Below are 25,360 nucleotides of genomic sequence, written 5' to 3' on the forward strand. Positions count from 1 at the left end.
AAGCTTTCAGAAACCACTTTGACAATCATTCTCGTTAACATTAAGATCCATCGCAATTGAGTCACAACCAGCGACGGTTCTCACTTATGTATGTCTGCCTCTGCACTGGCGTCACCGACGGTCAAATCCGCGATGCAATCTATGACGGTTGCTGCAGCTATAAAGAAGTCCGTCAGGCTACCGGCGTAGCCAGTCAATGCGGTAAATGCGCCTGCCTTGCCAAGGAAGTGGTGCGTGAAACCCTGACCAAATTACAATCGGCCCAGGGTGCGATTCCTTTCCCTGTAGAATTTACTGCCGCGTAAATACCGTATTCCAAAGAACCGGACTTGATGTCCGGTTTTTTTATGCCTGAAAATCAACTGCTTACGCGCTAGACGCGGAACACAAACATTCTTATTCCGATTAATTTTCACTTAAGTTTCAACAACTTAGGTTTGACACTCTTAGTTGTGCGGCTCAAACTCAGCCTTATAAACAGCTAATACAAGGCAGGACCCCATCATGAAAGGCGACATTACAGTCATCCAGCATCTCAACAAGATCCTTGCCAATGAGCTGGTCGCGATCAATCAATACTTTCTGCATGCGCGCATGTACGAAGATTGGGGTCTGAACAAGCTCGGCAAGCACGAGTACCACGAATCCATCGACGAGATGAAACACGCCGACAAGCTGATCAAGCGCATCCTGTTCCTTGAAGGCCTGCCGAACGTCCAGGACCTGGGCAAGCTGCAGATCGGCGAACACACCCAGGAAATGCTTGAGTGTGACCTGCGGATCGAAAAAACCGGTCATGCCGACCTCAAGGTCGCTATCGCTCATTGCGAAACCGTTGGCGACTTCGGTAGCCGCGAACTGCTCGAAGACATTCTTGAATCCGAAGAAGAACATATCGACTGGCTGGAAACCCAACTGGGCCTGATCGATAAAATCGGTCTTGAGAACTATCTGCAATCGCAGATGGGCGAAGAGTAAGTTAGCGCCCGCTCAACTCGAGACAATAAAAAGCCCCGCACTCTTTTAAAGAGGCGGGGCTTTTTAATGATCTTGTAGGAGCGATGCTTGCTCGCGAAGAACGATGACGCGGTGTTTCCTGATAGACCGAGGCGCCCTTTTCGCGGGCAAGCCTCGCTTCTACAAAAGGTACCGAATCAGGCTTCGGTCTTGTTGGCAGCAGCTGCTTCAACAGCCGCTTTGATCGTGGCCTGCAACGAACCATCAGCAGACATTTCAGTCATGATGTCGCTACCGCCGACCAGCTCACCACCGACCCACAGTTGCGGGAAGGTTGGCCAGTTGGCGTATTTTGGCAGGTTGGCGCGGATTTCCGGGTTCTGCAGGATGTCCACGTACGCAAACTTTTCACCACATGCCATCACGGCCTGCGCGGCTTTTGCGGAGAAGCCACACTGCGGGGCATTCGGCGAACCTTTCATGTAAAGCAGAATGGTGTTGTTAGCAATCTGCTCTTTAATCGTTTCGATGATATCCATGGAGCACCTCGGCTGAACTTTCCGACTCAAGGGTCGGCACGGTGGCGCATTGTAACGGAAAGCCGAGCGCCATGCTCGGTCTCCCCGACAGACACGATCAAGCCGCCGCCACGGTCACCGGAACACCGTTCAACGCCGCATTCCCCGACAACTCGTCGAGCTGACATTCATCGGTCAGGTCATTGGCGCTGGAGCCCGGCTGACCACTGGCGATTGTCATCTGCACGCCCGGGCGCGCATGGCCCCAACCGTGAGGAAGGCTGACCACGCCTTTCATCATATCCAGGCTGGCGACCACCTCAACTTCAATCACGCCGACCCGCGAACTGACCCGCACGCGCTGCCCATCGTTGAGTCCACGACTGCCCAGGTCGTCCGGGTGCATCAACAATTGATGGCGCGGCTTGCCCTTCACCAAACGGTGATAGTTGTGCATCCACGAGTTGTTGCTGCGCACATGACGGCGGCCAATCATCAGCAATTCATCGGCGGCCGGTGCTTGCAGCGCGGCGAAGCGGGCCAGGTCGGCGAGGATCGCAGCCGGTGCGGCCTGGACTCGCTGGTTGGCGGTTTTCAAACGCGGGGCCAGGTTGGATTTGAGCGCCCCCAGATCGACGCCATGCGGGTGATCGAACAGCGTCGCCAACGAAAGCTTGTGTGGCGAAGCATCGCCATAAGACCCCATCCGCAGACCACGATCGATCATCTGCGCGGGTGGAATGGTCGGTTTCAGCTCCTTGCCGGTCTTCGCCGCAAAGGCCTGGGCCAGGCCGACAAAGATCTCCCAGTCATGCAACGCACCTTCGGGTTTGCCCAGGATCGCCCGGTTGAAACGGGTCACGTTACGCACCGCGAACATGTTGAACGTAGTGTCGTAGTGATCGTTTTCCAACGCCGAGGTCGACGGCAGGATCAGGTCGGCATAGCGCGTGGTTTCATTAATGTACAGGTCGATGCTGACCATGAACTCCAACCCGTCCAGGGCCTGCTCCAGTTGCCGGCCATTGGGCGTGGACAGCACCGGATTGCCAGCCACGGTGATCAGCGCACGGACCTGCCCTTCCCCACCCGTCAGCATCTCTTCTGCCAGGGCCGACACCGGCAACTCGCCGCCGTACTCGGGACGCCCGGACACGCGACTCTGCCACAGATTGAAATGCCCGCCCGACGTCGAGGCCACCAGATCCACCGCAGGTTCGGTGCACAACGCACCGCCAACGCGGTCGAGGTTGCCGGTGACCAGGTTGATCAGTTGCACCAGCCAATGACACAGCGTGCCGAAAGCCTGGGTCGAGACGCCCATCCGGCCATAGCAGACCGCTGTCGGCGCCGCCGCAAAATCCCGGGCCAGTTGGCGAATCTGTTCTGCCGGCACCGCGCACAAGGGGCTCATGGTGTCGGCTGTAAATGTTGCGATCGCCTGCCGCACGTCATCCAGACCATCCACCGGTAAATGGCTGTCGCGGGTCAGGCCTTCGGTGAGCAAGGTGTTGAGCAACCCGAACAACAGCGCTGCATCGCCACCGGGGCGCACGAACAGATGCTGATCGGCAATCGCTGCCGTTTCACTGCGACGCGGATCGACCACCACCACTTTGCCGCCCCGAGCCTGAATCGCCTTCAGGCGTTTTTCCACATCCGGCACGGTCATGATGCTGCCATTGGAAGCCAGTGGATTGCCGCCAAGAATCAGCATGAAATCGGTATGGTCGATGTCCGGAATCGGCAACAGCAAGCCGTGGCCGTACATCAAATGGCTGGTCAGGTGATGAGGCAACTGATCGACCGAGGTCGCGGAAAACCGGTTGCGGGTTTTCAGCAGGCCCAGGAAGTAGTTGCTGTGGGTCATCAAGCCATAGTTGTGCACGCTGGGGTTGCCTTGATAAACCGCCACCGCGTTCTGCCCGTGATGCTCTTGAATCGCCGCCAGGCGTTCAGCGACAAGGCTGAAGGCGTCTTCCCATTCGATAGGCTGCCATTCGCTGCCCACTCGCAGCATCGGCTGACGCAGGCGATCCGGATCATTCTGAATGTCTTGCAGGGCAACCGCTTTGGGGCAGATGTGCCCACGGCTGAACGTATCCAGCGGATCGCCTTTGATCGAGGTGATCTGCACGCCGCTGCCTTCGACCTCGGAGGTCTCGATGGTCAGGCCGCAGATGGCTTCACACAGGTGGCAGGCACGGTAATGGAGAGTCTTGGTCATGGCCAGTCTCTGTTTTGTTCTGGGCGGGCAATATCAGCCGCGGGAACAAAACTATGGCGCGTGACCCGCGACTGCGCCAGCGACGTTCGTCTTGTGAATCGGCCACCATCAGGCCAGCCGATGGCCGCGCACAATCAGTTCGGCGGCAACCTGGGTGACGCCTGCAACTGGATTTCCTGAATGGTTTCGATCTGTTCCTGGGCGACATGTACGCCGGTGAGCTCGCCGATCAGTCGCCAATGCTCGTCGAGCCCGGCGCTGATGGTGGCCATGCGGTCGATCATGCGTCGACCGGCCGCCTTGGTCACTTCGTCTTCACTGCGCATCAATTCGAAGGACATCGACGTCATGGAAGCAGTGAGGTGGGTCAAGGAACGGGCCGTGAGGCCGAGTAAATCCATTAATAGCTGTTCTTTCGATTCCATTCCGAAGGCTTCCTGCGTCGCTCGTGAGTTAGTTATAACCCAGCACTTTGCATAAGCAAATGTTTCAAGCCAGACACAGTGACAGCCGGCGCCTTAAAGCTTTGTAAAAACATGAGTACGGCCGTACAGACATCTTCACTGAAACCTCACTGAGGCTGAGAAATCTTCAACGCCTTCTTTTTAAGTGGTGAGGTCAATGCCGTCCATATTCCGCCGACAGCCAGCCAAAGCATGACGCCGGACCCGATCAGGATGATCGCTTTCTGGTTTGCAAGGATACCCAACTGATGAGGCTCGGCTTGATAGACCTGCAAAGCAATATCAATGACGCTCACCACTGTGAACCACGCGACCACCAAGGCAGCGCCATGCTTCAGGTCGGGCGTCGATCGGGCGAGTAGTGAAGCCCCCAGATAGATTCCAATTGCGATCAATCCCCCCAATACCAAAAACTGGGTCGAATCAATCTGCAATCGCGTCATCTTTGAAATTCTTCACGCCGATAAAAGCGCCGACGATGGCGCCAACCACCGCACTCGGAACGCCCGGGTAAATCGTGCTGGCGATAATCGCGAAGCCCATGACCGTGGAAATCACTGCCATATCGAATGCGGGGGAAACACGACGAAGTCGTGTAAGGCCAGCGTGTCCGGTTTTATTGATCGCCATACAGCGCTCCCTCCCTGGGAGTGTTTGACTTTACTCAGTCGAGAATCCGCAATGGGGCGGATAATACCTGAGCGCAACCCAATACCCGGCACCTGAAAACGTAACAGCAAACGACTCCGCCACCTTGAAACGGCGCCACTGACGCAGCGCAGTTCGAGGGCAGAGAGCCTGCTCAACGGGTCTGTCACTCTTGGCCGGATGGCGAGCTGATCACGGCATTTATTGCATTCCAGCTTCGGCAACGTGTACAAATGTTGCTCTGGGCCTGCGCAACCTGGATCAATGCCACGGCGCACAGCTCAAAGGGTTGTAAAGCTTGAAACATGTTTGGAAGCTGTAAAAACAGCCCCTATTGGAAAAACGCGACATTTAATGTCAATATCGCGCCTCCCCTATTTCGTCGCCCCGTGCGGCTTACGCCGCAGGTCTCGCCCGTTTTTCAGTTAAACAAGGCTTTGAGTATCTGCGGTCTGTTGCAAAAAGGTAGTCAATGATGAGCGCAAGGCACTTTCTCTCCCTGATGGATTGCACGCCCGAAGAGCTGGTCAGCGTGATCCGTCGAGGCGTTGAGCTCAAGGACCTGCGTAACCGCGGCGTACTGTTCGAGCCTCTGAAAAACCGCGTGCTCGGGATGATTTTCGAGAAATCCTCGACCCGTACCCGTATTTCGTTCGAAGCCGGCATGATCCAGCTCGGTGGCCAGGCAATCTTCCTGTCGCCGCGCGACACACAGCTGGGCCGTGGCGAGCCGATCGGCGACTGCGCCATCGTGATGTCGAGCATGCTCGACGCCGTGATGATCCGTACCTTTGCCCACAGCACGTTGACCGAATTCGCCGCCAACTCCCGCGTACCCGTGATCAACGGCCTGTCCGACGACCTGCACCCGTGCCAGTTGCTGGCCGACATGCAGACATTCCTCGAACATCGCGGCTCGATCCAGGGCAAGACCGTGGCCTGGATCGGCGACGGCAACAACATGTGCAACAGCTATATAGAAGCGGCGATCCAGTTCGACTTCCAGTTGCGCATCGCCTGCCCTGAAGGTTTTGAACCCAATCCGCAATTCGTGGCCAAGGCCGGTGATCGCGTGACCATCGTCCGCGATCCGAAGGAGGCCGTGCGCGGCGCTCATCTGGTAAGTACCGACGTCTGGACCTCCATGGGCCAGGAAGAAGAAACCGCCAAACGCCTGAAGCTGTTCGCGCCGTTCCAGGTCACCCGCGCCCTGCTCGACCTGGCTGCCGAGGATGTATTGTTCATGCACTGCCTGCCGGCCCACCGTGGCGAGGAAATCAGCCTCGACGTGCTCGATGACAAGCGCTCCGTGGCCTGGGATCAAGCGGAAAACCGTCTTCACGCTCAAAAGGCCCTGCTCGAGTTTCTCGTCCCGCCTTCGTACCACCACGCATGAGCCATCCATTACTGCTCAACCTGCGCAACCTCGCCTGCGGCTATCAAGACCAGCGAGTGGTGCAGAACCTCAACCTGCACTTGAATGCCGGCGATATCGGTTGCCTGCTGGGCTCTTCGGGCTGTGGCAAGACCACCACGCTGCGGGCGATTGCCGGTTTCGAACCGGTACACGAAGGCGAAATCACGCTGGCGGGCGAGACTATCTCACGCGCCGGTTTCACCCTCGCCCCTGAGAAACGCCGCATCGGCATGGTGTTCCAGGACTACGCGCTGTTTCCACATTTGAGCGTGGCCGAAAACATCGCCTTCGGAATCCGCAAGCATCCACAAAAGGATCGCGTCACCGAAGAACTGCTGGAACTGGTCAACCTGAAAAACCTGGGCAAGCGCTTCCCGCATGAGTTGTCCGGTGGCCAGCAACAGCGTGTCGCACTCGCCCGCGCACTGGCACCGGAACCGCAATTGCTGTTGCTCGACGAACCGTTCTCCAACCTCGATGGCGAACTGCGGCGCAAGCTCAGCCATGAGGTGCGCGATATTCTCAAGGCCCGAGGCACCAGCGCGATTCTGGTGACCCACGACCAGGAGGAAGCCTTCGCGGTGAGCGATCACGTGGGGGTTTTCAAGGAAGGCCGGCTGGAACAGTGGGACACGCCCTACAACCTGTATCACGAACCGCTGACGCCTTATGTGGCCAGCTTCATTGGCCAGGGATATTTCATCCGCGGCCAGTTGAGCAGCCCGGAATCGGTGCTGACCGAGTTGGGTGAACTGCGCGGCAATCGTGCCTATACCTGGCCGACTGGCAGCGCGGTGGACGTGTTATTGCGCCCGGACGATATCGTTTACGCACCCGACAGTGGTTTGAAGGCGCGGATTGTCGGCAAGTCTTTCCAGGGTGCGTCCACGTTGTACCGTTTGCAGATGCCTACCGGTGCACAACTGGAGTCGATTTTCCCGAGCCATGCTGATCATCAAGTCGGTGCCGAGGTCGGTATTCGCGTCGAGGCTGAACACCTTGTGTTGTTCCAGGCGTCGGGCAGCACGGCGGCGCAGATTCCGGTAGTAGAGTCCGGTGTCCGCCGCTACAGCACCGCCAGCTGATACACACGTACAAATGTGTGTGCGGGCTTGCTCGCGAAAGCGGTGTATCAGTCAACATCATCATTGACTGTCACACCGCTTTCGCGAGCAAGCCCGCACACACATTGGATTTTCGTCAGCCTAACGTCAGTGTTCCACTCGCAACCAGCGTCGCATTCCCGCCAATCTTCACTCGATCCCCTTCCAGCCGGTAGAACAACTCCCCGCCTCGCTTCGAGCACTGATAAGCGCTGAGACTCGACTTGCCCAGCCGCTTCGACCAATACGGGATCAGACTGCAATGGGTCGAACCGGTCACCGGGTCTTCATTGATGCCGATCGCCGGGGCAAAATATCGGGACACGAAATCATGCTTGCTGCCCTTGGCGGTGACGATTGCGCCCGGCCACGGCAGCTTGGCCAGCGCGACCATGTCTGGCTGACAATCGAGTACAGCCTGCTCGGACTCCAGCACCACGAACAATTCATTTGAACCCAGCACATCGACTACTCCGACGCCCAAGGCGCGTTCGACATCCAGGGTCACGCCCACTTCAGACGGCACGATGGCCGGGAAATCCAGCCACAACCGTCCACCCTCACGACTCACACTCAACGAGCCGGATTTGCAGATGAAGTCCAGGCGCTCGACCGGTTCCTTATGGATTTCGAACAACACATACGCGCTGGCTAAGGTCGCATGACCACACAACGGCACTTCAGTGGCCGGAGTAAACCAACGAATGTGCCAGCCCTGCCCTTCACGCACCATGAAGGCGGTTTCGGCGAGGTTGTGCTCGGCGGCGATCTTCTGCATCAACTCATCGGCGAGCCAGGCTTCGAGCCGATACACCATCGCCGGGTTGCCACTGAACGGCCGATCACTGAACGCATCGACCTGATGAAACTCAAGCTGCATAACCTTCTCCCTTTGTCAGGCCACGGAGCATGAAGCTGCCGACAACCCGACACCAGTGACAGAGCCCGTCAATTTCCACCATACAGCGCCGGGCCGGAAGCCCTCGTCAGGCACGGCCGATATCAGCGAACTTTGCCTGGGTATGTTCGGCCAGCACCGCGGGTGCCAATTCGACTTCCAGCCCTCGTCGCCCCGCGCTGACAAAAATGCTGGCAAAGGGCTGAGCCGAATTGTCGATGAAAGTGCGCAAACGCTTCTTCTGCCCCAACGGACTGATACCGCCCAACAGATAACCCGTCGCGCGTTGCGCAGCGGTAGGATCGGCCATTTCGACTTTTTTCACGCCCGCTGCATGAGCCAGATGCTTTAAGTCCAGACTTCCGACGACCGGCACCACCGCCACCAACAATTCACCTTTCTCACTGGCTGCCAGCAGGGTCTTGAACACTTGCGCCGGGTCCAGTCCCAGTTTCTCCGCGGCCTCCAGCCCATAGGACGCAGCCTTCGGATCATGTTCATAACTGTGCACGCGATGTTCGGCTCGAACTTTTTTCAACAAATCCAATGCGGGGGTCATGGCAGCTCCAGACTGGGCGGCAGTAGAAAAATCCTGCGCTGGATTCTAGGACATTGATCGGCAAAAGGCTCTATTGCGCAACTGTTTCAAAGGCTTGGCAGTGCCTTGCGCCGTTCGTCCAGGTTGAGGCCGCTGCGTGAACGATACGTTCATTCACGTGACTAATAGTTGAATTGTGACTGACGGTTCACTTTCGACCTTTGACAGCGGCGTTTCTTGTCTATATTTTTTCGAATCTGAATACTGTACGAATGTGTCATCGCAACACCCAGCAGTAGACCGAGAACAGGATGGGGATTCTGCCTCGGTGGAAAACGCGCTTTGGCCATGACGAAAGAAGCGCCAGACAACAACAAAAATGAGGTTTTCAATGACAACTGCTTTACATCAACCGTCGCTCTCAAGCCAATGCATGGCCGAGTTTCTGGGCACTGCACTGCTTATCTTTTTTGGCACTGGTTGCGTTGCTGCGCTCAAGGTCGCGGGTGCCAGCTTTGGCTTGTGGGAAATCAGCATCATCTGGGGCGTCGGCGTGAGCATGGCAATCTACCTGACCGCCGGGGTTTCCGGGGCTCACCTCAATCCTGCCGTGAGCATTGCCCTGAGCATTTTCGCTGACTTCGAAAAGCGCAAACTGCCGTTTTATATCCTCGCTCAAATTGCTGGCGCGTTCTGCGGGGCATTTTTGGTCTACACGCTGTACAGCAATTTATTCTTCGATTTCGAACAAACTCACCATATGGTTCGTGGCACCCAGGCCAGCCTCGAACTGGCGTCGGTGTTCTCCACCTTCCCCAACCCGGCCCTGTCCACCGCCCAGGCTTTCCTGGTTGAAGTGATCATCACCGCCATCCTGATGGGCGTGATCATGTCTCTGACCGACGACAACAATGGTCTGCCAAAGGGGCCTCTGGCACCGTTGCTGATCGGCCTGCTGATTGCAGTGATTGGCAGCTCGATGGGTCCGCTGACCGGTTTTGCGATGAACCCGGCGCGTGATTTCGGTCCGAAGCTGATGACATTCCTCACCGGTTGGGGTGAAATTTCCCTCACTGGCGGGCGCGATATCCCGTATTTCCTGATTCCAATTTTTGCACCGATTGTCGGTGCCTGCCTCGGCGCTGCAGCTTATCGCGGGCTGATTGCCCGTCATCTGCCCAACGCCACACCTGCTACAAAGGACGCAACACCGGCCATTGACGGCAAACCAAGAACTTCTTGATACCGTAGGCGTGTGATCCTGCCCATAAGATCGCGCGCCGGACCTCACTCCCTTTTTTCGTCCAAGGCAATCGACATGACCGACACTCAGAATAAGAACTACATCATTGCCCTTGATCAGGGTACGACCAGCTCCCGCGCGATCATTTTCGACCGTGACGCGAACGTGGTCTGCACCGCCCAGCGCGAATTCGTCCAGCATTACCCGCAAGCCGGTTGGGTCGAACACGACCCGATGGAAATCTTTGCCACCCAAAGCGCCGTGATGGTCGAGGCCCTGGCTCAAGCCGGCCTGCATCACGACCAGGTCGCGGCCATCGGCATCACCAACCAGCGCGAAACCACCGTGGTCTGGGACAAGACCACCGGCCGCCCGATCTACAACGCGATCGTCTGGCAGTGCCGCCGCAGTACCGAGATCTGCCAGCAACTCAAGCGCGACGGTCACGAGCAATACATCAGCGACACCACCGGCCTGGTCATCGACCCGTACTTCTCCGGCACCAAACTCAAGTGGATCCTCGACAACGTCGAAGGCAGCCGCGAACGCGCGCGCAAAGGCGAACTGCTGTTCGGCACCGTCGACAGCTGGCTGATCTGGAAATTTACCGGCGGTAAGGTGCACGTCACCGACTACACCAACGCCTCGCGCACCATGCTCTTCAACATCCACACGCTTGAGTGGGACACGAAGATGCTGGAGGTGCTGGATATTCCGCGCGAGATGCTGCCGGAAGTGAAGTCCTCGTCCGAAATCTACGGCCACACCAAAAGCGGCATCGCCATCGGCGGTATCGCCGGCGACCAGCAAGCGGCCCTCTTCGGCCAGATGTGCGTCGAGCCAGGCCAGGCGAAAAACACTTACGGCACCGGCTGTTTCCTGCTGATGAACACCGGCGACAAAGCCGTGAAGTCCAAGCACGGCATGCTCACCACCATCGCCTGCGGCCCGCGTGGCGAAGTGGCTTATGCATTGGAAGGCGCGGTGTTCAACGGTGGTTCGACCGTTCAGTGGCTGCGTGACGAACTGAAAATCATCAACGACGCCCACGACACCGAATACTTCGCCAACAAGGTCAAGGACAGCAACGGCGTGTATCTGGTACCAGCCTTTACCGGTCTCGGCGCGCCATATTGGGACCCGTACGCCCGTGGCGCCCTGTTCGGTCTGACTCGCGGCGTTCGCGTAGATCACATTATTCGTGCAGCACTGGAGTCGATTGCCTACCAGACCCGCGACGTTCTGGACGCCATGCAACAGGATTCCGGCGAACGCTTGAAATCCCTGCGCGTGGACGGCGGCGCGGTCGCGAACAACTTCCTGATGCAGTTCCAGGCCGACATCCTTGGCACTCAGGTCGAGCGTCCGCAAATGCGCGAAACCACCGCACTGGGCGCGGCATATCTGGCCGGCCTGGCGTGCGGCTTCTGGGGCAGCCTGGATGAGTTGCGTGGCAAGGCAGTGATCGAACGCGAATTCGAACCGACCCTGGACGAAACCGCCAAGGAAAAACTCTACGCCGGCTGGAAAAAAGCTGTCAGCCGCACCCGCGACTGGGAACCGCATGAAGGCGCTGAATAAGCCAACAACAGGGTTGTAACTGGTCGGGAGCGGATTCCTGCGGCATCATGGGCAAATTTTGCACGGCAGCCAAAGGAAGCCCCATGAATCTGCCTCCCCGTCAGCAGCAAATCCTCGAACTGGTCCGCGAACGCGGCTATGTCAGCATCGAGGAAATGGCTACGCTGTTCGTCGTTACACCGCAGACCATCCGCCGCGATATCAATCAGCTCGCGGAAGCCAATTTGTTGCGTCGCTACCACGGCGGCGCAGCCTACGATTCCAGTGTCGAAAACACCGCCTACGCCATGCGCGCCGACCAGATGCGCGATGAAAAGCAACGTATCGGTGAAGCCATTGCGGCTCAGATCCCGGATCACGCCTCGCTGTTCATCAATATCGGCACCACCACCGAATCGATTGCCCGGGCGTTGCTCAATCACAACCACCTGAAAATCATCACCAACAACCTGCACGTGGCCTCGATGCTCAGCGCCAAGGACGACTTTGACGTTCTGCTGACTGGCGGCAATGTGCGGCGCGACGGCGGTGTGGTCGGTCAGGCGAGTGTCGACTTCATTAACCAGTTCAAGGTCGACTTTGCCCTGGTCGGCATCAGCGGTATCGATGAAGACGGCAGCCTGCTGGACTTCGATTACCAGGAAGTGCGGGTATCCCAGGCGATCATCGCCAATGCCCGGCAAGTGATTCTGGCGGCTGACTCCAGCAAATTCGGGCGCAACGCCATGATTCGTTTGGGGCCGATCAGTCTGATTGATTGCCTGGTCACTGATCAGCAGCCTGTGCCTGCCTTGGCGCAGTTGTTGAGTCAGCACAAGATTCGACTCGAAGTCGTTTAACCTCCCCCAACCTCTTTGGCGGCTGTACTGACGCCTTCGCGAGCAAGCCCGCTCCCACAGGATCCGCGCAATCCCTGTGGGAGCGGGCTTGCTCGCGAATACGATCGCCCATACGGCATACCTTTCGCGCCTTATCGCGCACCTAAATGTTCGTAAATTTTCCTTTCTCGGCCCTTCGATCAGTATTTTCAATCGAAGTTGACTGGCTGTGGGCGGTTTAATGGGCTACTATTTTCGCAAATGAACATTAATGTTCGTATTCCAATACAGAAAATCAAAAGAGCCCGAGGCCAGCCGATGCCCACTTCTACCTTGCCTACGCCCCCTCTCGCAGAGGTCTACGACATCGCCGTCATCGGTGGCGGGATCAATGGCGTGGGGATCGCAGCGGATGCCGCCGGCCGCGGCCTTTCGGTGTTCCTTTGCGAAAAGGATGACCTGGCCAGCCACACTTCGTCAGCCAGCAGCAAGCTGATCCACGGTGGCCTGCGCTACCTCGAACATTACGAATTCCGCCTCGTACGCGAAGCCCTCGCCGAACGCGAAGTGTTGCTGGCCAAGGCGCCGCACATCGTCAAGCAAATGCGCTTCGTGTTGCCGCACCGTCCGCACCTGCGTCCAGCGTGGATGATTCGCGCCGGCCTGTTCCTGTATGACAACCTCGGCAAGCGGGAAAAACTCGAAGGTTCGAGAAGCCTGAAGTTTGGTCCGGACAGCCCGCTGAAAAGCGAAATCACCAAAGGCTTCGAATACTCCGATTGCTGGGTCGACGATGCGCGCCTGGTGGTGCTGAACGCCATGGCCGCCCGCGAGAAAGGCGCCCACGTCCACACCCAGACCCGTTGCGTCAGCGCCCGTCGCACCAAGGGCCTGTGGCATCTGCACCTGGAACGCGCCGATGGCAGCCTGTTTTCGATTCGCGCCAAGGCTCTGGTGAACGCTGCCGGCCCGTGGGTCGCCAAGTTCATTCGTGACGACCTGAAGATGGAATCGCCGTACGGCATTCGCCTGATCCAGGGCAGCCACCTGATCGTGCCGAAACTGTATGAAGGCGAACACGCGCACATTCTGCAAAACGAAGATCAGCGCATCGTGTTCACCATTCCGTACCTGAACCACTTCACCCTGATCGGCACCACCGACCGTGAATACACCGGCGACCCGGCCAAAGTGGCGATTACCGAAGGCGAAACCGATTACCTGCTCAAAGTGGTCAACGCCCACTTCAAGAAGCAGATCAGCCGCGACGATATCCTGCACAGCTATTCCGGTGTTCGTCCGCTGTGCAACGACGAATCCGACAACCCGTCGGCCGTCACCCGCGACTACACCCTGGCGCTCTCGGGCACTGGCGAAGAAGCGCCGTTGCTGTCGGTGTTCGGCGGCAAGCTGACCACCTACCGCAAACTGGCCGAGTCGGCGCTGGCACAACTGGCGCCGTACTTCACGCACATCAAGCCAACCTGGACCGCTAGCGCGACATTGCCGGGCGGTGAAGACATGACCACCCCGCAGGCGTTGAGCTCGCTGATTCGCGACAAGTTCGACTGGGTCCCGACTGAAATTTCTCGCCGCTGGGCAACCACTTATGGCAGCCGCACCTGGCGCATGCTGGAAGGCGTGCAGAACCTCAGCGACCTGGGCGAACACATCGGCGGCGGTCTCTATACCCGCGAAGTCGATTACCTGTGCAGCGAAGAGTGGGCGACCACCGCCCATGACATTCTGTGGCGTCGCAGCAAGCTGGGCTTGTTCACCACCCCCGCCGAACAGCAGAAACTGGCGGATTACCTGAGCAAGGTCGAGCAGAACCGCAGCAAGATCGAAGCGGCCTGATCGCCTATTCGTTTAAACGAAAGCCCCTGAATCTCACGATTCAGGGGCTTTTTTACAGGTATTTACTGCGCCAGATGCAGCAGCAGGAAATCAATGAACGCCCTCGATTTGTGGGGCAGATGCGGGCTGTTGGGGAACACCACGTTGACGGACTGCGAGGGCAGCGAATAGTCGGGCAACAGACGGATCAGCCTCTCGCTGGCGATGTCGTCCTTGACCACCCACGCGGGCAGCACTGAGACGCCCAGCGACGACAACGTCATGGAGCGGATGGCCGTGGAAGAGTTGGATTCATACTGATTGATCCCGTTGATCTCGACAGTCCCCAATTGTGGATGGCGCAACGTCCACTGGGTCGGTGCCTGCAAGTTGCTGTTGGCAATCCACGGCAGCGCATTCAGGTCTTGAGGGTTTTGCACCGGGTGACGCGCAAGAAACGTCTCGGTAGCCACCAGGACAACTTCATAATCCGCCAGTTTACGGCTCTTGAATGCCGAGTCCGCCAAGTTGCCTAAACGGATAACCAGGTCTAACTTTTCCGCCACCAGGTCATTGAGTGACGAGTTAAAGTTATAACAGAGTTTTATCTCCGGGTAGCGCTCTATGAATTGTGGTATCAACGGCAGAATATAAGCCTCACCGTATTCACTGGTGGAACTGAAGCGCAACTTTCCGGAGACTCGGTTATGCCCTTTTAAGACATTATCAAAGGCGTTATCGATATCCGCGACAATGCCTTTGAACTCTTCATAAAAGTCCTGACCGATTTCGGTGAGGGATATATTTCGGGTATTTCTAATCAACAGCGTCGCCGACAGCACGTCCTCCAGCGCCTTGACATGCAGGCTGGCCATGGCTTTGCTGATGCTCAGGTAATTGGCCGCCTTGGTGTAAGAACCAAAATCAACCACAGCCAGAAATGTCTGGACCCGATTAAGATGAGTGTGCATAGCAATATGGCTCACTGTTAAATCCTGTCAAACATTGTTTCAAGGATAGTCGTATCGACAGTTCAAGTCCACCGCCCCTATGCTTTGCGGCAAAGGGGAAACACCATGACTTATCGCTACAAAGTTGCACTGATATTTCTGATCGGATTTTTTATAGACTGCATTAACATCTTTATGTCAGCGGTCGCATTACCGAGTATATCGGCGGCGCTGCACGTTAGTACTTCAGACGTTGCCTGGGTGGCTAATGCTTATATTCTGGGGCTGACGCTGATCATTCCGGTCAGCACCTGGCTGGCCGGTCGTTTTGGCAGCCGGGAAATCCTCACCGCCTCGATGCTCGTGTTCACAGGTTCCGTGTGGATGTGCGGGCTGGCCAACAGTTTCAACGAGCTGGTGATCTGGCGCTTCGTCCAGGGGATTGGCGGTGGCCTGTTGATTCCAGTCGGCCAGGCGCTGACGTTCAACCTGTTCAAGGGTGAGCAGCGGGCGAAAATATCCACATTGGTCATGGCCGTTGCCCTTATAGCCCCCGCTATTTCACCGACCATCGGCGGTGTCATCGTCGACAGCAGCTCCTGGCGCTGGGTGTTCTACAGCAACATCCCGTTCTCGCTGATCGCGGCGTTGCTGTCCTGGTTCTGGATCAACGAAGCGCGGCCGACGAGTTTGCCCCGGCCCGACATCAAAGGCTTGCTGCTGGTCAGCGCGGCACTCGGCAGCCTGCTGATGGGCATGTCGTTGTACGGCGGCGATGCTCCGGCATGGGTGGCCGCCCTCTTCGTCATGGCCGGCGTTGCTTTCGTCGTGCTGTACGGGCTGCATTACCGCACATGCAAAAACCCGATCATTGAACTGAGCCTGCTCAAAAGCAAAAAACTCAGCACCTCGATCTTTATCTATTACGCGATCCCCGGTGTGTTCACGGGGGTCAACTTGATGAGCATCTTCTTCCTGCAAAACACCCTGCACTTCAGCGCCCGCCTGACAGGGATGTTCATGATCCTCTACGCCATCGGCGCGTTCATCGCGATGCTGATCTGTGGCCGGGTCTACAACCGGATGGGCGCAAAGCGCCTGTTTGCCCTCGGCATGCTGTTGCACAGTGCCGGCATCGCCACCCTGTTACTGGTGAACAATCCCTCAGACCTTCTGGTGATTGTCATCGCCTACAGCTTGATGGGGATTGGCGGCGGCATGGGTGCCAACACAGCACAAACCACGTCGTTGATGGACTTCGAGGGCAGTGACACGCACAAGGCCAGTGTCATCTGGAACATCAACCGACAGATGTCATTCAGCATCGGCGCCGCCCTCTTCCTGATGGTTTTCAACCTGCTCTTGAAGCATTTCGATACCACCCAGGCCTACCACGTGACGTTCGCCATCGCCGCGCTGGTGGGCCTGTTCCCACTCTTTCAACTGAGTCAGTTGAACACTCAAAAGGACTGTCATGCACAACAAAATAGTTGAACAGGCGCACCACAGCATTCATCACGTGCACGAGCTGATCCACACCCTGTTCACCGACGCCAACGGTAAGGGGCAGGCTGTGCTCGAGCCGCTGATGTCGGCATTCGCCGAGCACTTCACCATGGTCACCACCTCGGCCGCCATCGTCAGCCGGGCGACGGTCGAACAGATGTTCAAGGGTGCAATCGGCGCCAAACCGGGCCTGGAAATCTTCATCAGCGACCTGCAGACGGTGTGGCAAGAAGGCGCCAGCGTGGCGATCCGCTACAAGGAAACCCATCGCCTCGACCAGCGCGAAAGCTCACGGATTTCGGTGGCGATCATTGGCCTGCATCACCACAACGCCCAATGGATCTACCTGCATGAAACGCCGCTAAGCCAGGAAAGCTGATTTTTGGGTGAACGACACAATCATTGTCGCTTCTATTACCTGATCAATAGCATTAGCGGCCCCGAACACCATTCGGTTTTCCGAACGCGACCTGTCGGTCAATTCGGTTAACCGGATTAACCTTCGCCAAAAACTACCGCCATAAATATTTAATACCCTTATAAATCAATAACTTGATCTATATCGCCTGGCCTGGCACGAGTCATGCTCTACACTCTTGGACGAATGTCTGATGCAACCACACTTCAGGAGCCGTCAGGCATTCGAAGCACAAAAGGGCCGATGAACTGGCTCCATAAAAAAAACAATGTCGAGGAAAATTTGATGCGCATCGTTCCCCATATCCTGGGCGCAGCCATTGCTGCCGCTCTGATTAGCACTCCAGTTTTCGCTGCCGAGCTCACCGGCACACTGAAGAAGATCAAAGAGTCCGGCACCATCACCCTCGGGCATCGTGACGCTTCCATTCCTTTTTCCTATATCGCGGACGCTTCCGGCAAACCGGTTGGCTACTCCCACGATATCCAGCTGAAAATCGTCGAAGCCATCAAGAAAGACCTGGACATGCCGAACCTCCAGGTCAAATACAACCTCGTAACCTCGCAAACCCGTATCCCGCTGGTGCAAAACGGCACCGTGGACGTCGAGTGCGGCTCCACCACCAACAACGTGGAACGTCAGCAGCAAGTTGACTTCTCCGTCGGCATCTTCGAAATCGGTACGCGTCTTCTCTCCAAGAAAGACTCAACGTACAAGAATTTCGACGACCTGAAAGGCAAGAACGTCGTGACCACCGCGGGTACCACGTCCGAGCGTATCCTCAAGTCGATGAACGCCGACAAGCAGATGGGCATGAACGTCATCTCCGCCAAAGACCACGGCGAATCCTTCCAGATGCTGGAATCGGGCCGTGCCGTCGCATTCATGATGGACGACGCGCTGCTGGCCGGTGAAGCGGCCAAAGCCAAGAAGGCCAGCGACTGGGAAGTGACCGGTGACCCGCAGTCCTACGAAATCTATGGCTGCATGGTTCGCAAGGGCGACGCACCGTTCAAGAAAGCCGTGGACGACGCGATTGTTGCGACCTACAAGTCGGGCGAGATCAACGAAATCTACAAAAAATGGTTCATGTCGCCAATCCCGCCAAAAAACCTGAACCTGAACTTCCCGATGAGCGACGAGCTCAAGGCCCTGATCGCCAATCCGACCGATAAAGCGGCTGACGACAAGAAATCCTGATTTCTGACTAACCTTATCTCCTGAAAGGGCCGCTGCCCTTTCAGGAGGTAGTCACTCCCTGCTGGCATTTTTGGAAACACTCGAACCGGTGGCTGTCGAGCCGCTCGTGTGTGCCTGATCAACAAGATCAGGGCGGGAACGGAGCTTCCCCAGGCGGGCACTTGTACATCGATCGATCTGAGGGGAGACCCTAATGAATTACAACTGGGACTGGGGCGTGTTCTTCAAGTCCACCGGCGTGGGCAGCGAGATTTATCTCGACTGGTACCTCACCGGTTTGGGCTGGACCATCGCCATCGCCATCGTGGCCTGGATCATCGCGCTGACGCTGGGCTCGATCCTGGGCGTCATGCGCACCGTGCCGAATCGCATCGTATCGGGCATCGCGACCTGCTACGTCGAACTCTTCCGTAATGTGCCGCTGCTGGTTCAGCTGTTCATCTGGTACTTCCTGGTACCCGATCTGCTGCCACAAAACCTGCAGGACTGGTACAAACAGGACCTGAACCCGACCACCTCGGCGTTCCTCAGCGTTGTTGTCTGCCTGGGCCTGTTCACCACCGCCCGCGTTTGCGAACAAGTGCGCACCGGCATTCAGGCGCTGCCCAAAGGCCAGGAAGCTGCCGCTCGCGCCATGGGCTTCAAGCTGCCACAGATCTACTGGAACGTGCTGCTGCCCCAGGCCTACCGGATCATCATTCCGCCGCTCACCTCGGAATTCTTGAACGTGTTCAAGAACACCTCCGTCGCCTCGCTGATCGGCCTGATGGAATTGCTCGCACAGACCAAACAGACCGCCGAGTTTTCCGCGAACCTGTTCGAAGCTTTCACCCTGGCGACGCTGATCTACTTCACCCTGAACATGAGCCTGATGCTGCTGATGCGTGGGGTCGAGAAGAAAGTCGCCGTACCGGGCCTGATCTCCGTAGGGGGTAAATGATGGAATTCGACTTCTCGGGCATCATCCCGTCCCTGCCGGGTTTGTGGAACGGCATGGTCATGACCCTGCAATTGATGGCGCTGGGCGTCGTCGGCGGGATCATCCTCGGCACCATCCTGGCGCTGATGCGCCTGTCCCACAGCAAGCTGCTGTCGAACATCGCCGGTGCCTACGTCAACTACTTCCGTTCAATCCCGTTGCTGCTGGTCATCACCTGGTTCTACCTGGCGGTGCCGTTCGTGCTGCGCTGGATCACCGGCGAAGACACCCCGATCGGCGCGTTCGCCTCCTGCATCGTGGCCTTCATGATGTTCGAAGCGGCGTACTTCTGCGAAATCGTCCGCGCCGGTGTGCAGTCGATCCCCAAGGGTCAGATGGGCGCCGCGCAAGCCCTGGGCATGAGCTATGGCCAGATGATGCGTTTGATCATCCTGCCGCAAGCGTTCCGCAAGATGACCCCGCTGTTGCTGCAACAGAGCATCATCCTGTTTCAGGACACTTCGCTGGTCTACGCGGTCGGCCTGGTGGACTTCCTCAATGCCTCGCGTGCCAGTGGCGACATCATCGGTCGCTCCAATGAGTTCCTGATCTTCGCAGGTCTCGTGTACTTCACAATCAGCTTTGCCGCCTCGCTGCTGGTCAAGCGTCTGCAAAAAAGGTTTGCCGTATGATCTCTATCAAGAATGTCAACAAGTGGTATGGCGACTTCCAGGTACTGACTGACTGCAGCACCGAGGTCAAAAAAGGCGAAGTGATCGTGGTGTGCGGGCCGTCCGGCTCCGGCAAATCCACCCTGATCAAATGCGTCAACGCCCTGGAACCGTTCCAGAAAGGCGACGTGGTGGTCGATGGCACGTCCATCGCCGACCCGAAGACCAATCTGCCGAAACTGCGCTCGCGCGTCGGCATGGTGTTCCAGCATTTCGAACTGTTCCCGCACCTGACCATCACTGAAAACCTGACCATCGCGCAGATCAAGGTGTTGGGCCGCAGCAAGGAAGAAGCCACCAAGAAAGGCCTGCAACTGCTTGAGCGCGTCGGCCTGTCGGCTCACGCCCACAAGCACCCGGGCCAGCTCTCCGGTGGCCAGCAACAGCGTGTGGCAATTGCCCGTGCGCTGGCGATGGACCCGATCGTCATGTTGTTCGACGAACCGACCTCGGCGCTGGACCCTGAAATGGTCAACGAAGTGCTCGACGTGATGGTGCAACTGGCCCACGAAGGCATGACCATGATGTGCGTGACCCACGAAATGGGCTTTGCCCGCAAAGTGGCGGACCGTGTGATCTTCATGGACCAGGGCAAGATCATCGAAGACTGCAAGAAAGAAGAGTTCTTCGGCGACATCACCCACCGCGCCGAGCGTACACAGCATTTCCTTAACAAGATTCTGCAGCACTAAGAAAAACACCGCTCCCCAAATGTGGGAGCGGGCTTTTGTGGTGAGGTGGTTTTGTGGCGAGGGGATTTATCCCCGTTCGGCTGCGCAGCAGTCGTCAACCCATCGCATGCGGTTTAACTATGAAATGCTGGGGCCGCTTCGCAGCCCAACGGGGATAAATCCCCTCGCCACAGAAACCCACTCACCGCCCTAGCCAGCTCCCACAAGGGGCCGGCGGCGATATGGAGATTTGTGTTGTGGTTGACCCAAGGCATCTGTGATGAAATGCGACCCCACTCTCTATCGCGCCGCGCCGCCATCACTCGCCGTGAAACCCCGTCTGATTCGCCATCTGTTCCTGCCGCCGCTGGTCATCGCCCTGATGATCGGATTGGGTTACCTCGGCTTCTGGGTCAGTGAACACTACGGGATTCGCAGCCTCAGCGAGAACGGCCAGCGTCAGCTCGAACTGCACGCCCGCGCCGTCGAGAGCGAGATCAGCAAGTACACCTACCTCCCCAGCCTGCTGGAACTTGAATCCAGTGTTTCAAAACTGCTGGCCGCCCCGTCACCGGAACACCGGCAGACCGTCAACGACTACCTCGAAGGCCTGAACCGGCGCAGCCGCAGTCGGGCTATCTACGTGATGGACACCACCGGCCGCGTCATGGCCACCAGCAACTGGCGCGATGTCGACAGTTACCTGGGTGAAGACCTATCCTTTCGCGCCTATTTCCAGAACGCCGTGCGCGGTCAGTCGGGACGCTTCTACGGCATCGGCAGCACCAGCGGCGAACCCGGTTACTACCTGGCCCACGGCCTGGAAGAACACGGCAAGATCATCGGCGTCGCGGTGGTCAAAGTGCGCCTCGAAGCCATGGAAGAACGCTGGCAGCGCGCGCGCCTCGAAGCCTTCGTCAGCGACGAGAACGGCATCATTATTCTGTCCAGCGATCCGGCACGGCGGCTCAAGTCGGTTGTTCCGTTGAGCGACGAAACCAAGGAAAAACTCGCCCGCAGTCTTCAGTACTACTGGTTCCCGCTGAACGAATTGCAGCCGCTGGCCCGGGAACAACTGGCCGAAGGCGAGGAAAAACTGACCTTCCCCGCCAACAGCGAAGTGGAATCCGACGAAGAAGACATCAGCTACCTCTCGCAAACCCGCCCCTTGAGCGACACCCCGTGGAACTTCACCCTGCTCACGCCGCTCCAGGATTTGCGCCGTGAAGCGATCAATCAGGGGATTCTGGTGGCGGTGGCGTTTGCCCTCGTGGCGTTCCTGCTGATCGCCTGGAACGAGCGGCGCAAGGTGATCGCCACCCGCCTCGCTGCCCGTGAAGCCCTGCAGGAAGCCAACAATCAACTTGAACGTCGGATTACCGAACGCACCACCGACCTGCGCGCCAGCAACGAACGACTCAAAGGCCAGATCCGCGAACGGCGTCAGGCCGAAGAGACGTTGCGCCGCGCCCAGGATGAACTGGTGCAGGCCGGTAAACTCGCCGCCATCGGGCAGATGTCGACCAGCATCGCCCACGAACTGAACCAGCCGCTGGCGGCGCTGCGCACCTTGTCCGGCAACACCGTGCGCTTTCTCGAACGCGGTCAGCTGGACGTCGCCAGCACCAACCTCAAGACCATCAATGAATTGATCGATCGCATGGGCCGGATCACCGCCAGCCTGCGTTCCTTCGCCCGTCGCGGTGACGACAAAGGCCGGGCCAGCCTCGGCAAAGCGGTGGATGCTGCCTTGCAACTGCTGGGCGGTCGCGTGGAAAGCGCGCACCTGAAAGTGCATCGTGACTTCAACGATGTGCAGGTGCAGATCGACCAGACCCGCCTGGAGCAGATTCTGGTCAACCTGATCGGCAACGCCCTCGACGCCATGCAGGCTCAACCGTTGCCCGAGTTGTGGCTCGAAGGCGAAGCGTTCGATGGCAAATATCGCCTGCGCGTACGCGATAACGGCCACGGCATCGACGCCGAAGCGCGCAAGCACTTGTTCGAACCCTTCTTCACCACCAAACCCGGCGAACAAGGCCTGGGCCTCGGCCTGACCCTTTCCGCCAGCCTGGCCGCCGCCACCGGAGGGCATCTGGGTGTCGAACACCCGGCCAGCGGTGGCACCACCTTCGTCCTCAGTTTACCGTTGGTAAGCCCCACTCACGCCGAGCCAATATGAACAACGACCTTAGTGTGCTGATCGTCGAAGACGACCCCCATGTGCTGCTCGGCTGCCAGCAGGCGCTGACCCTGGAAGACATCCCCTGCGTGGGCGTGGGCAGTGCCGAAGAAGCGCTGGAGCGGGTCGGCGACAACTTTGCCGGCATCGTCATCAGCGACATTCGCCTGCCGGGCATCGATGGCCTGGAACTGCTGACCCGACTCAAGGCCCGCGACCGCAGCCTGCCGGTGGTGTTGATCACCGGTCACGGCGACATTTCCATGGCCGTGGGCGCAATGCAGAAAGGCGCCTATGACTTCATGGAGAAACCCTTCTCGCCGGAACGCTTGGTGGATGTCGCCCGTCGCGCGCTGGAGCAACGCAGCCTGGCCCGGGAAGTCTCTTCGTTGCGCCGGCAACTGGCGGAGCGCGATTCCCTGGAAGGCCGCATCATCGGCCGCTCGCCGGCCATGCAGAACCTGCGCGAATTGATCGCCAACGTCGCCGATACGTCGGCCAACGTGCTGATCGAGGGCGAGACCGGCACTGGTAAAGAACTGGTTGCGCGTTGCCTGCACGACTTCAGCCGCCGGCACACCAAACAGTTCGTCGCGCTGAACTGCGGCGGCCTGCCGGAGAACCTGTTCGAAAGCGAAATTTTCGGCCATGAGGCCAATGCTTTCACCGGTGCCGGCAAACGGCGCATCGGCAAGATCGAACACGCTGACGGCGGCACGCTGTTCCTCGACGAAGTCGAAAGCATGCCCCTGCCCTTGCAGATCAAACTGCTGCGGGTGTTGCAGGAACGCACCCTTGAACGCCTGGGTTCGAACCAGAGCGTGGCCGTGGATTGCCGAGTCATTGCGGCGACCAAGTCCGACCTCGACGAATCGAGCAAGGCCGGCGAGTTTCGCAGCGACCTGTATTACCGCCTGAACGTGGTGACGCTCGAATTGCCACCGCTGCGCGAACGTCGCGAAGACATCCTGCAACTGTTCGAACACTTCCTGCAGCAGTCGTCCCTGCGCTTCGACCGCGCCGTGCCGGAGCTGGACAACCAGACCCTGTCGAACCTGATGAGCCACGACTGGCCCGGCAACGTGCGCGAACTGCGCAACGTCGCCGAGCGTTTTGCCCTCGGCCTGCCGGCGTTCAAGAAGTCCGGCGCCAGCGGCAACAATCAGGGCCTGGCCTTCGCCGAAGCGGTGGAAGCGTTCGAACGCAATTTGCTCGGCGACGCATTGCAACGCAGCGGCGGCAACCTGACCCAGGCCAGCCTGGAACTGGGGATGGCCAAGACCACGCTGTTCGACAAAGTCAAAAAGTACGGGCTGAGCCACTGATGGACCTGATTCTGAAAGCGGCGTTGGGTGCCGCAGTGGTCCTCATCCTCGCGGCACTGGCCAAGACCAAAAACTATTACATCGCAGGCCTGGTGCCGCTGTTTCCGACCTTTGCGCTGATTGCGCATTACATCGTCGGCAAGGGACGTTCGGTGGATGATTTGAAGACCACCATCGTGTTCGGGATGTGGTCGATCATTCCGTACTTCGTTTATCTGGCGACGTTGTATGTGATGGTCGACCGGATGCGGTTGGAGGCTTCGTTGGCCGTGGCGGCGGTGGCGTGGTTGATGGCGGCCACCGTGCTTGTCACCGTGTGGGTCCGCCTCCACGCCTGACCACCGCCAACCCCTGTGGGAGCGAGCTCGCTCCCACAGTAATACGGCTCGCCGCGAGATCAGCTAACGGTGCCGCCTTTTGATTCGCTCATGATCTGCCGGATCGCTCCAACAAAGGTTTCCACCGGCTGTCCACCGCTCACCGCATACTGCCCGTTAAACACCACCGTCGGCACCGAACTCACCCCGCGCGACAGCCACAGCTGCTCTTCTTCAAGCACCTCTTTGGCAAACTCATCGGACGCCAGAATCGCCGCCGCCCGCTGCCGATTCAACCCGACGCTTTCCGCAATCTGCGCCAACTGCTGGTGATCGGACGGATTACCGCCATCGGTGAAGTACGCTTTGAACAGCGCTTCTTTCAAATTGAATTGCAACCCTTCCAGCCCCGCCCAGAACAGCAACCGATGGGCATCAAAGGTGTTGTAGATGCGGCTGTTGCCATCCGTGCGAAACGCAAACCCGACCTCGGCGCCACGGGCGCGGATCATCTCGCGGTTCTTCTGCGATTGCTCAGGGGTCGAGCCGTACTTTTCGCTGATGTGTTCGGTGATGTTCTGCCCTTCCGGCCCCATCTTCGGGTTCAGTTCAAACGGCTGGAAACGGAGCTCGGCCTGGACCTCATCGCCCAGCAAATCCAGGGCCCGGGTCAGGCCATACAGGCCGACCACGCACCACGGGCAGGACACGTCGCTGACGAAATCGATTTTCAGGGGGGTACTCATCATTCACCTCGCAGGCTGGAAAGGCGGCGGAAAGTTTGAACGATACACCTGACAGCACTGAGGTGGGAGCCGTTGCTGAATTCGCCTGTGGGACAGAGGTGGCAGTCATTCCACTATTCCCTGTGGGAGCGGGCTTGCTCGCGAAAG

Annotated in this window: 26 protein-coding genes; 17 read left to right on the forward strand and 9 right to left on the reverse strand. The window is 58.1% G+C overall.

Features of this window, described 5'->3' with window-relative positions; all coding sequences use genetic code 11:
- Window positions 1-86 precede the first annotated feature (86 nt).
- On the forward strand, window positions 87-305 hold the full coding sequence (locus ACYZTM_RS08925; protein WP_131060883.1) for a bacterioferritin-associated ferredoxin: 219 nt from the start codon (window positions 87-89) through the stop codon (window positions 303-305).
- A gap of 199 nt (window positions 306-504) precedes the next feature.
- A complete protein-coding gene (gene bfr / locus ACYZTM_RS08930; protein ID WP_010457685.1) occupies window positions 505-978 on the forward strand; it encodes a bacterioferritin in 474 nt (157 codons plus the stop codon).
- Between the two features lie 176 nt (window positions 979-1,154).
- Here bfr and grxD read toward each other — a convergent pair whose 3' ends face one another.
- From grxD to ACYZTM_RS08955, 5 genes are all read right to left on the reverse strand, one after another.
- Window positions 1,155-1,496, reverse strand: coding sequence for a Grx4 family monothiol glutaredoxin (gene grxD / locus ACYZTM_RS08935; protein WP_010457686.1), 342 nt, complete (start codon window positions 1,494-1,496; stop codon window positions 1,155-1,157).
- A gap of 97 nt (window positions 1,497-1,593) precedes the next feature.
- Window positions 1,594-3,702: a molybdopterin oxidoreductase family protein gene (locus tag ACYZTM_RS08940; protein ID WP_461988212.1), complete on the reverse strand. Its 2,109-nt coding sequence runs from the start codon at window positions 3,700-3,702 to the stop codon at window positions 1,594-1,596.
- A gap of 134 nt (window positions 3,703-3,836) precedes the next feature.
- On the reverse strand, window positions 3,837-4,127 hold the full coding sequence (locus ACYZTM_RS08945; RefSeq protein WP_131060886.1) for a hypothetical protein: 291 nt from the start codon (window positions 4,125-4,127) through the stop codon (window positions 3,837-3,839).
- A gap of 146 nt (window positions 4,128-4,273) precedes the next feature.
- Window positions 4,274-4,609 (reverse strand): hypothetical protein, encoded by a 336-nt coding sequence (locus ACYZTM_RS08950; protein WP_131060887.1) that lies wholly within the window; start codon window positions 4,607-4,609, stop codon window positions 4,274-4,276.
- Window positions 4,590-4,796: a hypothetical protein gene (locus ACYZTM_RS08955; protein ID WP_131060888.1), complete on the reverse strand. Its 207-nt coding sequence runs from the start codon at window positions 4,794-4,796 to the stop codon at window positions 4,590-4,592. The genes ACYZTM_RS08950 and ACYZTM_RS08955 overlap by 20 nt, the downstream gene beginning before the upstream one ends.
- 493 nt (window positions 4,797-5,289) lie before the next feature.
- Here ACYZTM_RS08955 and argF point away from each other — a divergent pair, with 493 nt between their 5' ends.
- On the forward strand, window positions 5,290-6,210 hold the full coding sequence (gene argF, locus ACYZTM_RS08960; protein WP_131060889.1) for an ornithine carbamoyltransferase: 921 nt from the start codon (window positions 5,290-5,292) through the stop codon (window positions 6,208-6,210).
- Entirely contained in the window at window positions 6,207-7,316 is a 1,110-nt protein-coding gene (locus ACYZTM_RS08965; protein WP_131060890.1) for an ABC transporter ATP-binding protein, read from the forward strand. Before argF ends, ACYZTM_RS08965 begins: the two co-directional genes overlap by 4 nt.
- 115 nt (window positions 7,317-7,431) lie before the next feature.
- On the opposite strand, the gene ACYZTM_RS08970 is transcribed toward ACYZTM_RS08965, so the two are convergent.
- Window positions 7,432-8,214, reverse strand: a complete 783-nt coding sequence (locus tag ACYZTM_RS08970; protein ID WP_461988216.1) for a PhzF family phenazine biosynthesis protein — start codon at window positions 8,212-8,214, stop codon at window positions 7,432-7,434.
- Window positions 8,215-8,320: 106 nt separating this feature from the next.
- Entirely contained in the window at window positions 8,321-8,791 is a 471-nt protein-coding gene (gene ybaK / locus ACYZTM_RS08975; RefSeq protein ID WP_461988218.1) for a Cys-tRNA(Pro) deacylase, read from the reverse strand.
- A 370-nt stretch (window positions 8,792-9,161) separates the two neighbouring features.
- Between ybaK and ACYZTM_RS08980 the strand changes: the two genes are divergently transcribed.
- From ACYZTM_RS08980 to glpD, 4 genes are all read left to right on the forward strand, one after another.
- On the forward strand, window positions 9,162-10,013 hold the full coding sequence (locus tag ACYZTM_RS08980; protein WP_131060892.1) for an MIP/aquaporin family protein: 852 nt from the start codon (window positions 9,162-9,164) through the stop codon (window positions 10,011-10,013).
- 75 nt (window positions 10,014-10,088) lie between these two features.
- Window positions 10,089-11,594, forward strand: a complete 1,506-nt coding sequence (gene glpK / locus ACYZTM_RS08985; RefSeq protein ID WP_461988220.1) for a glycerol kinase GlpK — start codon at window positions 10,089-10,091, stop codon at window positions 11,592-11,594.
- Window positions 11,595-11,677: 83 nt separating this feature from the next.
- The gene (locus tag ACYZTM_RS08990; RefSeq protein ID WP_007916700.1) at window positions 11,678-12,433 is read left to right on the forward strand and encodes a DeoR/GlpR family transcriptional regulator; all 756 of its coding nucleotides are present in this window, start codon (window positions 11,678-11,680) and stop codon (window positions 12,431-12,433) included.
- Window positions 12,434-12,730: 297 nt separating this feature from the next.
- Window positions 12,731-14,269, forward strand: a complete 1,539-nt coding sequence (gene glpD / locus ACYZTM_RS08995) for a glycerol-3-phosphate dehydrogenase (protein ID WP_131060894.1) — start codon at window positions 12,731-12,733, stop codon at window positions 14,267-14,269.
- Between the two features lie 62 nt (window positions 14,270-14,331).
- Here glpD and ACYZTM_RS09000 read toward each other — a convergent pair whose 3' ends face one another.
- Window positions 14,332-15,219, reverse strand: coding sequence for a LysR family transcriptional regulator (locus ACYZTM_RS09000; RefSeq protein ID WP_461989118.1), 888 nt, complete (start codon window positions 15,217-15,219; stop codon window positions 14,332-14,334).
- A 105-nt stretch (window positions 15,220-15,324) separates the two neighbouring features.
- Here ACYZTM_RS09000 and ACYZTM_RS09005 point away from each other — a divergent pair, with 105 nt between their 5' ends.
- The 9 genes from ACYZTM_RS09005 (at window position 15,325) to ACYZTM_RS09045 (ending at window position 24,488) form a co-directional block, all read left to right on the forward strand.
- Entirely contained in the window at window positions 15,325-16,692 is a 1,368-nt protein-coding gene (locus ACYZTM_RS09005) for an MFS transporter (RefSeq protein ID WP_461988223.1), read from the forward strand.
- Window positions 16,673-17,083: a DUF4440 domain-containing protein gene (locus ACYZTM_RS09010; RefSeq protein ID WP_131060896.1), complete on the forward strand. Its 411-nt coding sequence runs from the start codon at window positions 16,673-16,675 to the stop codon at window positions 17,081-17,083. Before ACYZTM_RS09005 ends, ACYZTM_RS09010 begins: the two co-directional genes overlap by 20 nt.
- 324 nt (window positions 17,084-17,407) lie before the next feature.
- A complete protein-coding gene (locus ACYZTM_RS09015) occupies window positions 17,408-18,322 on the forward strand; it encodes a glutamate/aspartate ABC transporter substrate-binding protein (protein ID WP_131060897.1) in 915 nt (304 codons plus the stop codon).
- A 193-nt stretch (window positions 18,323-18,515) separates the two neighbouring features.
- Window positions 18,516-19,262 carry an amino acid ABC transporter permease gene (locus tag ACYZTM_RS09020; protein WP_131060898.1) on the forward strand — a complete coding sequence of 249 codons (747 nt, stop codon included), beginning with the start codon at window positions 18,516-18,518 and terminating at the stop codon, window positions 19,260-19,262.
- Window positions 19,262-19,933 carry an amino acid ABC transporter permease gene (locus ACYZTM_RS09025; RefSeq protein ID WP_253405805.1) on the forward strand — a complete coding sequence of 224 codons (672 nt, stop codon included), beginning with the start codon at window positions 19,262-19,264 and terminating at the stop codon, window positions 19,931-19,933. The genes ACYZTM_RS09020 and ACYZTM_RS09025 overlap by 1 nt, the downstream gene beginning before the upstream one ends.
- Window positions 19,930-20,664 (forward strand): amino acid ABC transporter ATP-binding protein, encoded by a 735-nt coding sequence (locus tag ACYZTM_RS09030; protein ID WP_131060900.1) that lies wholly within the window; start codon window positions 19,930-19,932, stop codon window positions 20,662-20,664. Before ACYZTM_RS09025 ends, ACYZTM_RS09030 begins: the two co-directional genes overlap by 4 nt.
- 259 nt (window positions 20,665-20,923) lie before the next feature.
- Complete coding sequence (gene aauS / locus ACYZTM_RS09035; protein WP_461988226.1) at window positions 20,924-22,825, forward strand: two-component sensor histidine kinase AauS; 1,902 nt, start codon at window positions 20,924-20,926, stop codon at window positions 22,823-22,825.
- A complete protein-coding gene (gene aauR, locus ACYZTM_RS09040) occupies window positions 22,822-24,150 on the forward strand; it encodes a two-component response regulator AauR (protein ID WP_461988228.1) in 1,329 nt (442 codons plus the stop codon). Before aauS ends, aauR begins: the two co-directional genes overlap by 4 nt.
- A gap of 8 nt (window positions 24,151-24,158) precedes the next feature.
- Window positions 24,159-24,488, forward strand: a complete 330-nt coding sequence (locus ACYZTM_RS09045) for a GlpM family protein (RefSeq protein ID WP_178083837.1) — start codon at window positions 24,159-24,161, stop codon at window positions 24,486-24,488.
- A gap of 59 nt (window positions 24,489-24,547) precedes the next feature.
- Here ACYZTM_RS09045 and ACYZTM_RS09050 read toward each other — a convergent pair whose 3' ends face one another.
- On the reverse strand, window positions 24,548-25,213 hold the full coding sequence (locus tag ACYZTM_RS09050) for a DsbA family oxidoreductase (RefSeq protein WP_131060904.1): 666 nt from the start codon (window positions 25,211-25,213) through the stop codon (window positions 24,548-24,550).
- Window positions 25,214-25,360 lie beyond the last annotated feature (147 nt).

Source organism: Pseudomonas sp. MDT2-39-1 (assembly GCF_054898085.1).

Coding starts and splice junctions, on each gene's coding strand:
- ACYZTM_RS08925 (WP_131060883.1), top strand. CDS start 87: ATGTATGTCTGCCTCTGCACTGGCGTCACCGACGGTCAAATCCGCGAT.
- bfr (WP_010457685.1), top strand. CDS start 505: ATGAAAGGCGACATTACAGTCATCCAGCATCTCAACAAGATCCTTGCC.
- grxD (WP_010457686.1), bottom strand. CDS start 1,496: ATGGATATCATCGAAACGATTAAAGAGCAGATTGCTAACAACACCATT.
- ACYZTM_RS08940 (WP_461988212.1), bottom strand. CDS start 3,702: ATGACCAAGACTCTCCATTACCGTGCCTGCCACCTGTGTGAAGCCATC.
- ACYZTM_RS08945 (WP_131060886.1), bottom strand. CDS start 4,127: ATGGAATCGAAAGAACAGCTATTAATGGATTTACTCGGCCTCACGGCC.
- ACYZTM_RS08950 (WP_131060887.1), bottom strand. CDS start 4,609: ATGACGCGATTGCAGATTGATTCGACCCAGTTTTTGGTATTGGGGGGA.
- ACYZTM_RS08955 (WP_131060888.1), bottom strand. CDS start 4,796: ATGGCGATCAATAAAACCGGACACGCTGGCCTTACACGACTTCGTCGT.
- argF (WP_131060889.1), top strand. CDS start 5,290: ATGAGCGCAAGGCACTTTCTCTCCCTGATGGATTGCACGCCCGAAGAG.
- ACYZTM_RS08965 (WP_131060890.1), top strand. CDS start 6,207: ATGAGCCATCCATTACTGCTCAACCTGCGCAACCTCGCCTGCGGCTAT.
- ACYZTM_RS08970 (WP_461988216.1), bottom strand. CDS start 8,214: ATGCAGCTTGAGTTTCATCAGGTCGATGCGTTCAGTGATCGGCCGTTC.
- ybaK (WP_461988218.1), bottom strand. CDS start 8,791: ATGACCCCCGCATTGGATTTGTTGAAAAAAGTTCGAGCCGAACATCGC.
- ACYZTM_RS08980 (WP_131060892.1), top strand. CDS start 9,162: ATGACAACTGCTTTACATCAACCGTCGCTCTCAAGCCAATGCATGGCC.
- glpK (WP_461988220.1), top strand. CDS start 10,089: ATGACCGACACTCAGAATAAGAACTACATCATTGCCCTTGATCAGGGT.
- ACYZTM_RS08990 (WP_007916700.1), top strand. CDS start 11,678: ATGAATCTGCCTCCCCGTCAGCAGCAAATCCTCGAACTGGTCCGCGAA.
- glpD (WP_131060894.1), top strand. CDS start 12,731: ATGCCCACTTCTACCTTGCCTACGCCCCCTCTCGCAGAGGTCTACGAC.
- ACYZTM_RS09000 (WP_461989118.1), bottom strand. CDS start 15,219: ATGCACACTCATCTTAATCGGGTCCAGACATTTCTGGCTGTGGTTGAT.
- ACYZTM_RS09005 (WP_461988223.1), top strand. CDS start 15,325: ATGACTTATCGCTACAAAGTTGCACTGATATTTCTGATCGGATTTTTT.
- ACYZTM_RS09010 (WP_131060896.1), top strand. CDS start 16,673: ATGCACAACAAAATAGTTGAACAGGCGCACCACAGCATTCATCACGTG.
- ACYZTM_RS09015 (WP_131060897.1), top strand. CDS start 17,408: ATGCGCATCGTTCCCCATATCCTGGGCGCAGCCATTGCTGCCGCTCTG.
- ACYZTM_RS09020 (WP_131060898.1), top strand. CDS start 18,516: ATGAATTACAACTGGGACTGGGGCGTGTTCTTCAAGTCCACCGGCGTG.
- ACYZTM_RS09025 (WP_253405805.1), top strand. CDS start 19,262: ATGGAATTCGACTTCTCGGGCATCATCCCGTCCCTGCCGGGTTTGTGG.
- ACYZTM_RS09030 (WP_131060900.1), top strand. CDS start 19,930: ATGATCTCTATCAAGAATGTCAACAAGTGGTATGGCGACTTCCAGGTA.
- aauS (WP_461988226.1), top strand. CDS start 20,924: ATGAAATGCGACCCCACTCTCTATCGCGCCGCGCCGCCATCACTCGCC.
- aauR (WP_461988228.1), top strand. CDS start 22,822: ATGAACAACGACCTTAGTGTGCTGATCGTCGAAGACGACCCCCATGTG.
- ACYZTM_RS09050 (WP_131060904.1), bottom strand. CDS start 25,213: ATGAGTACCCCCCTGAAAATCGATTTCGTCAGCGACGTGTCCTGCCCG.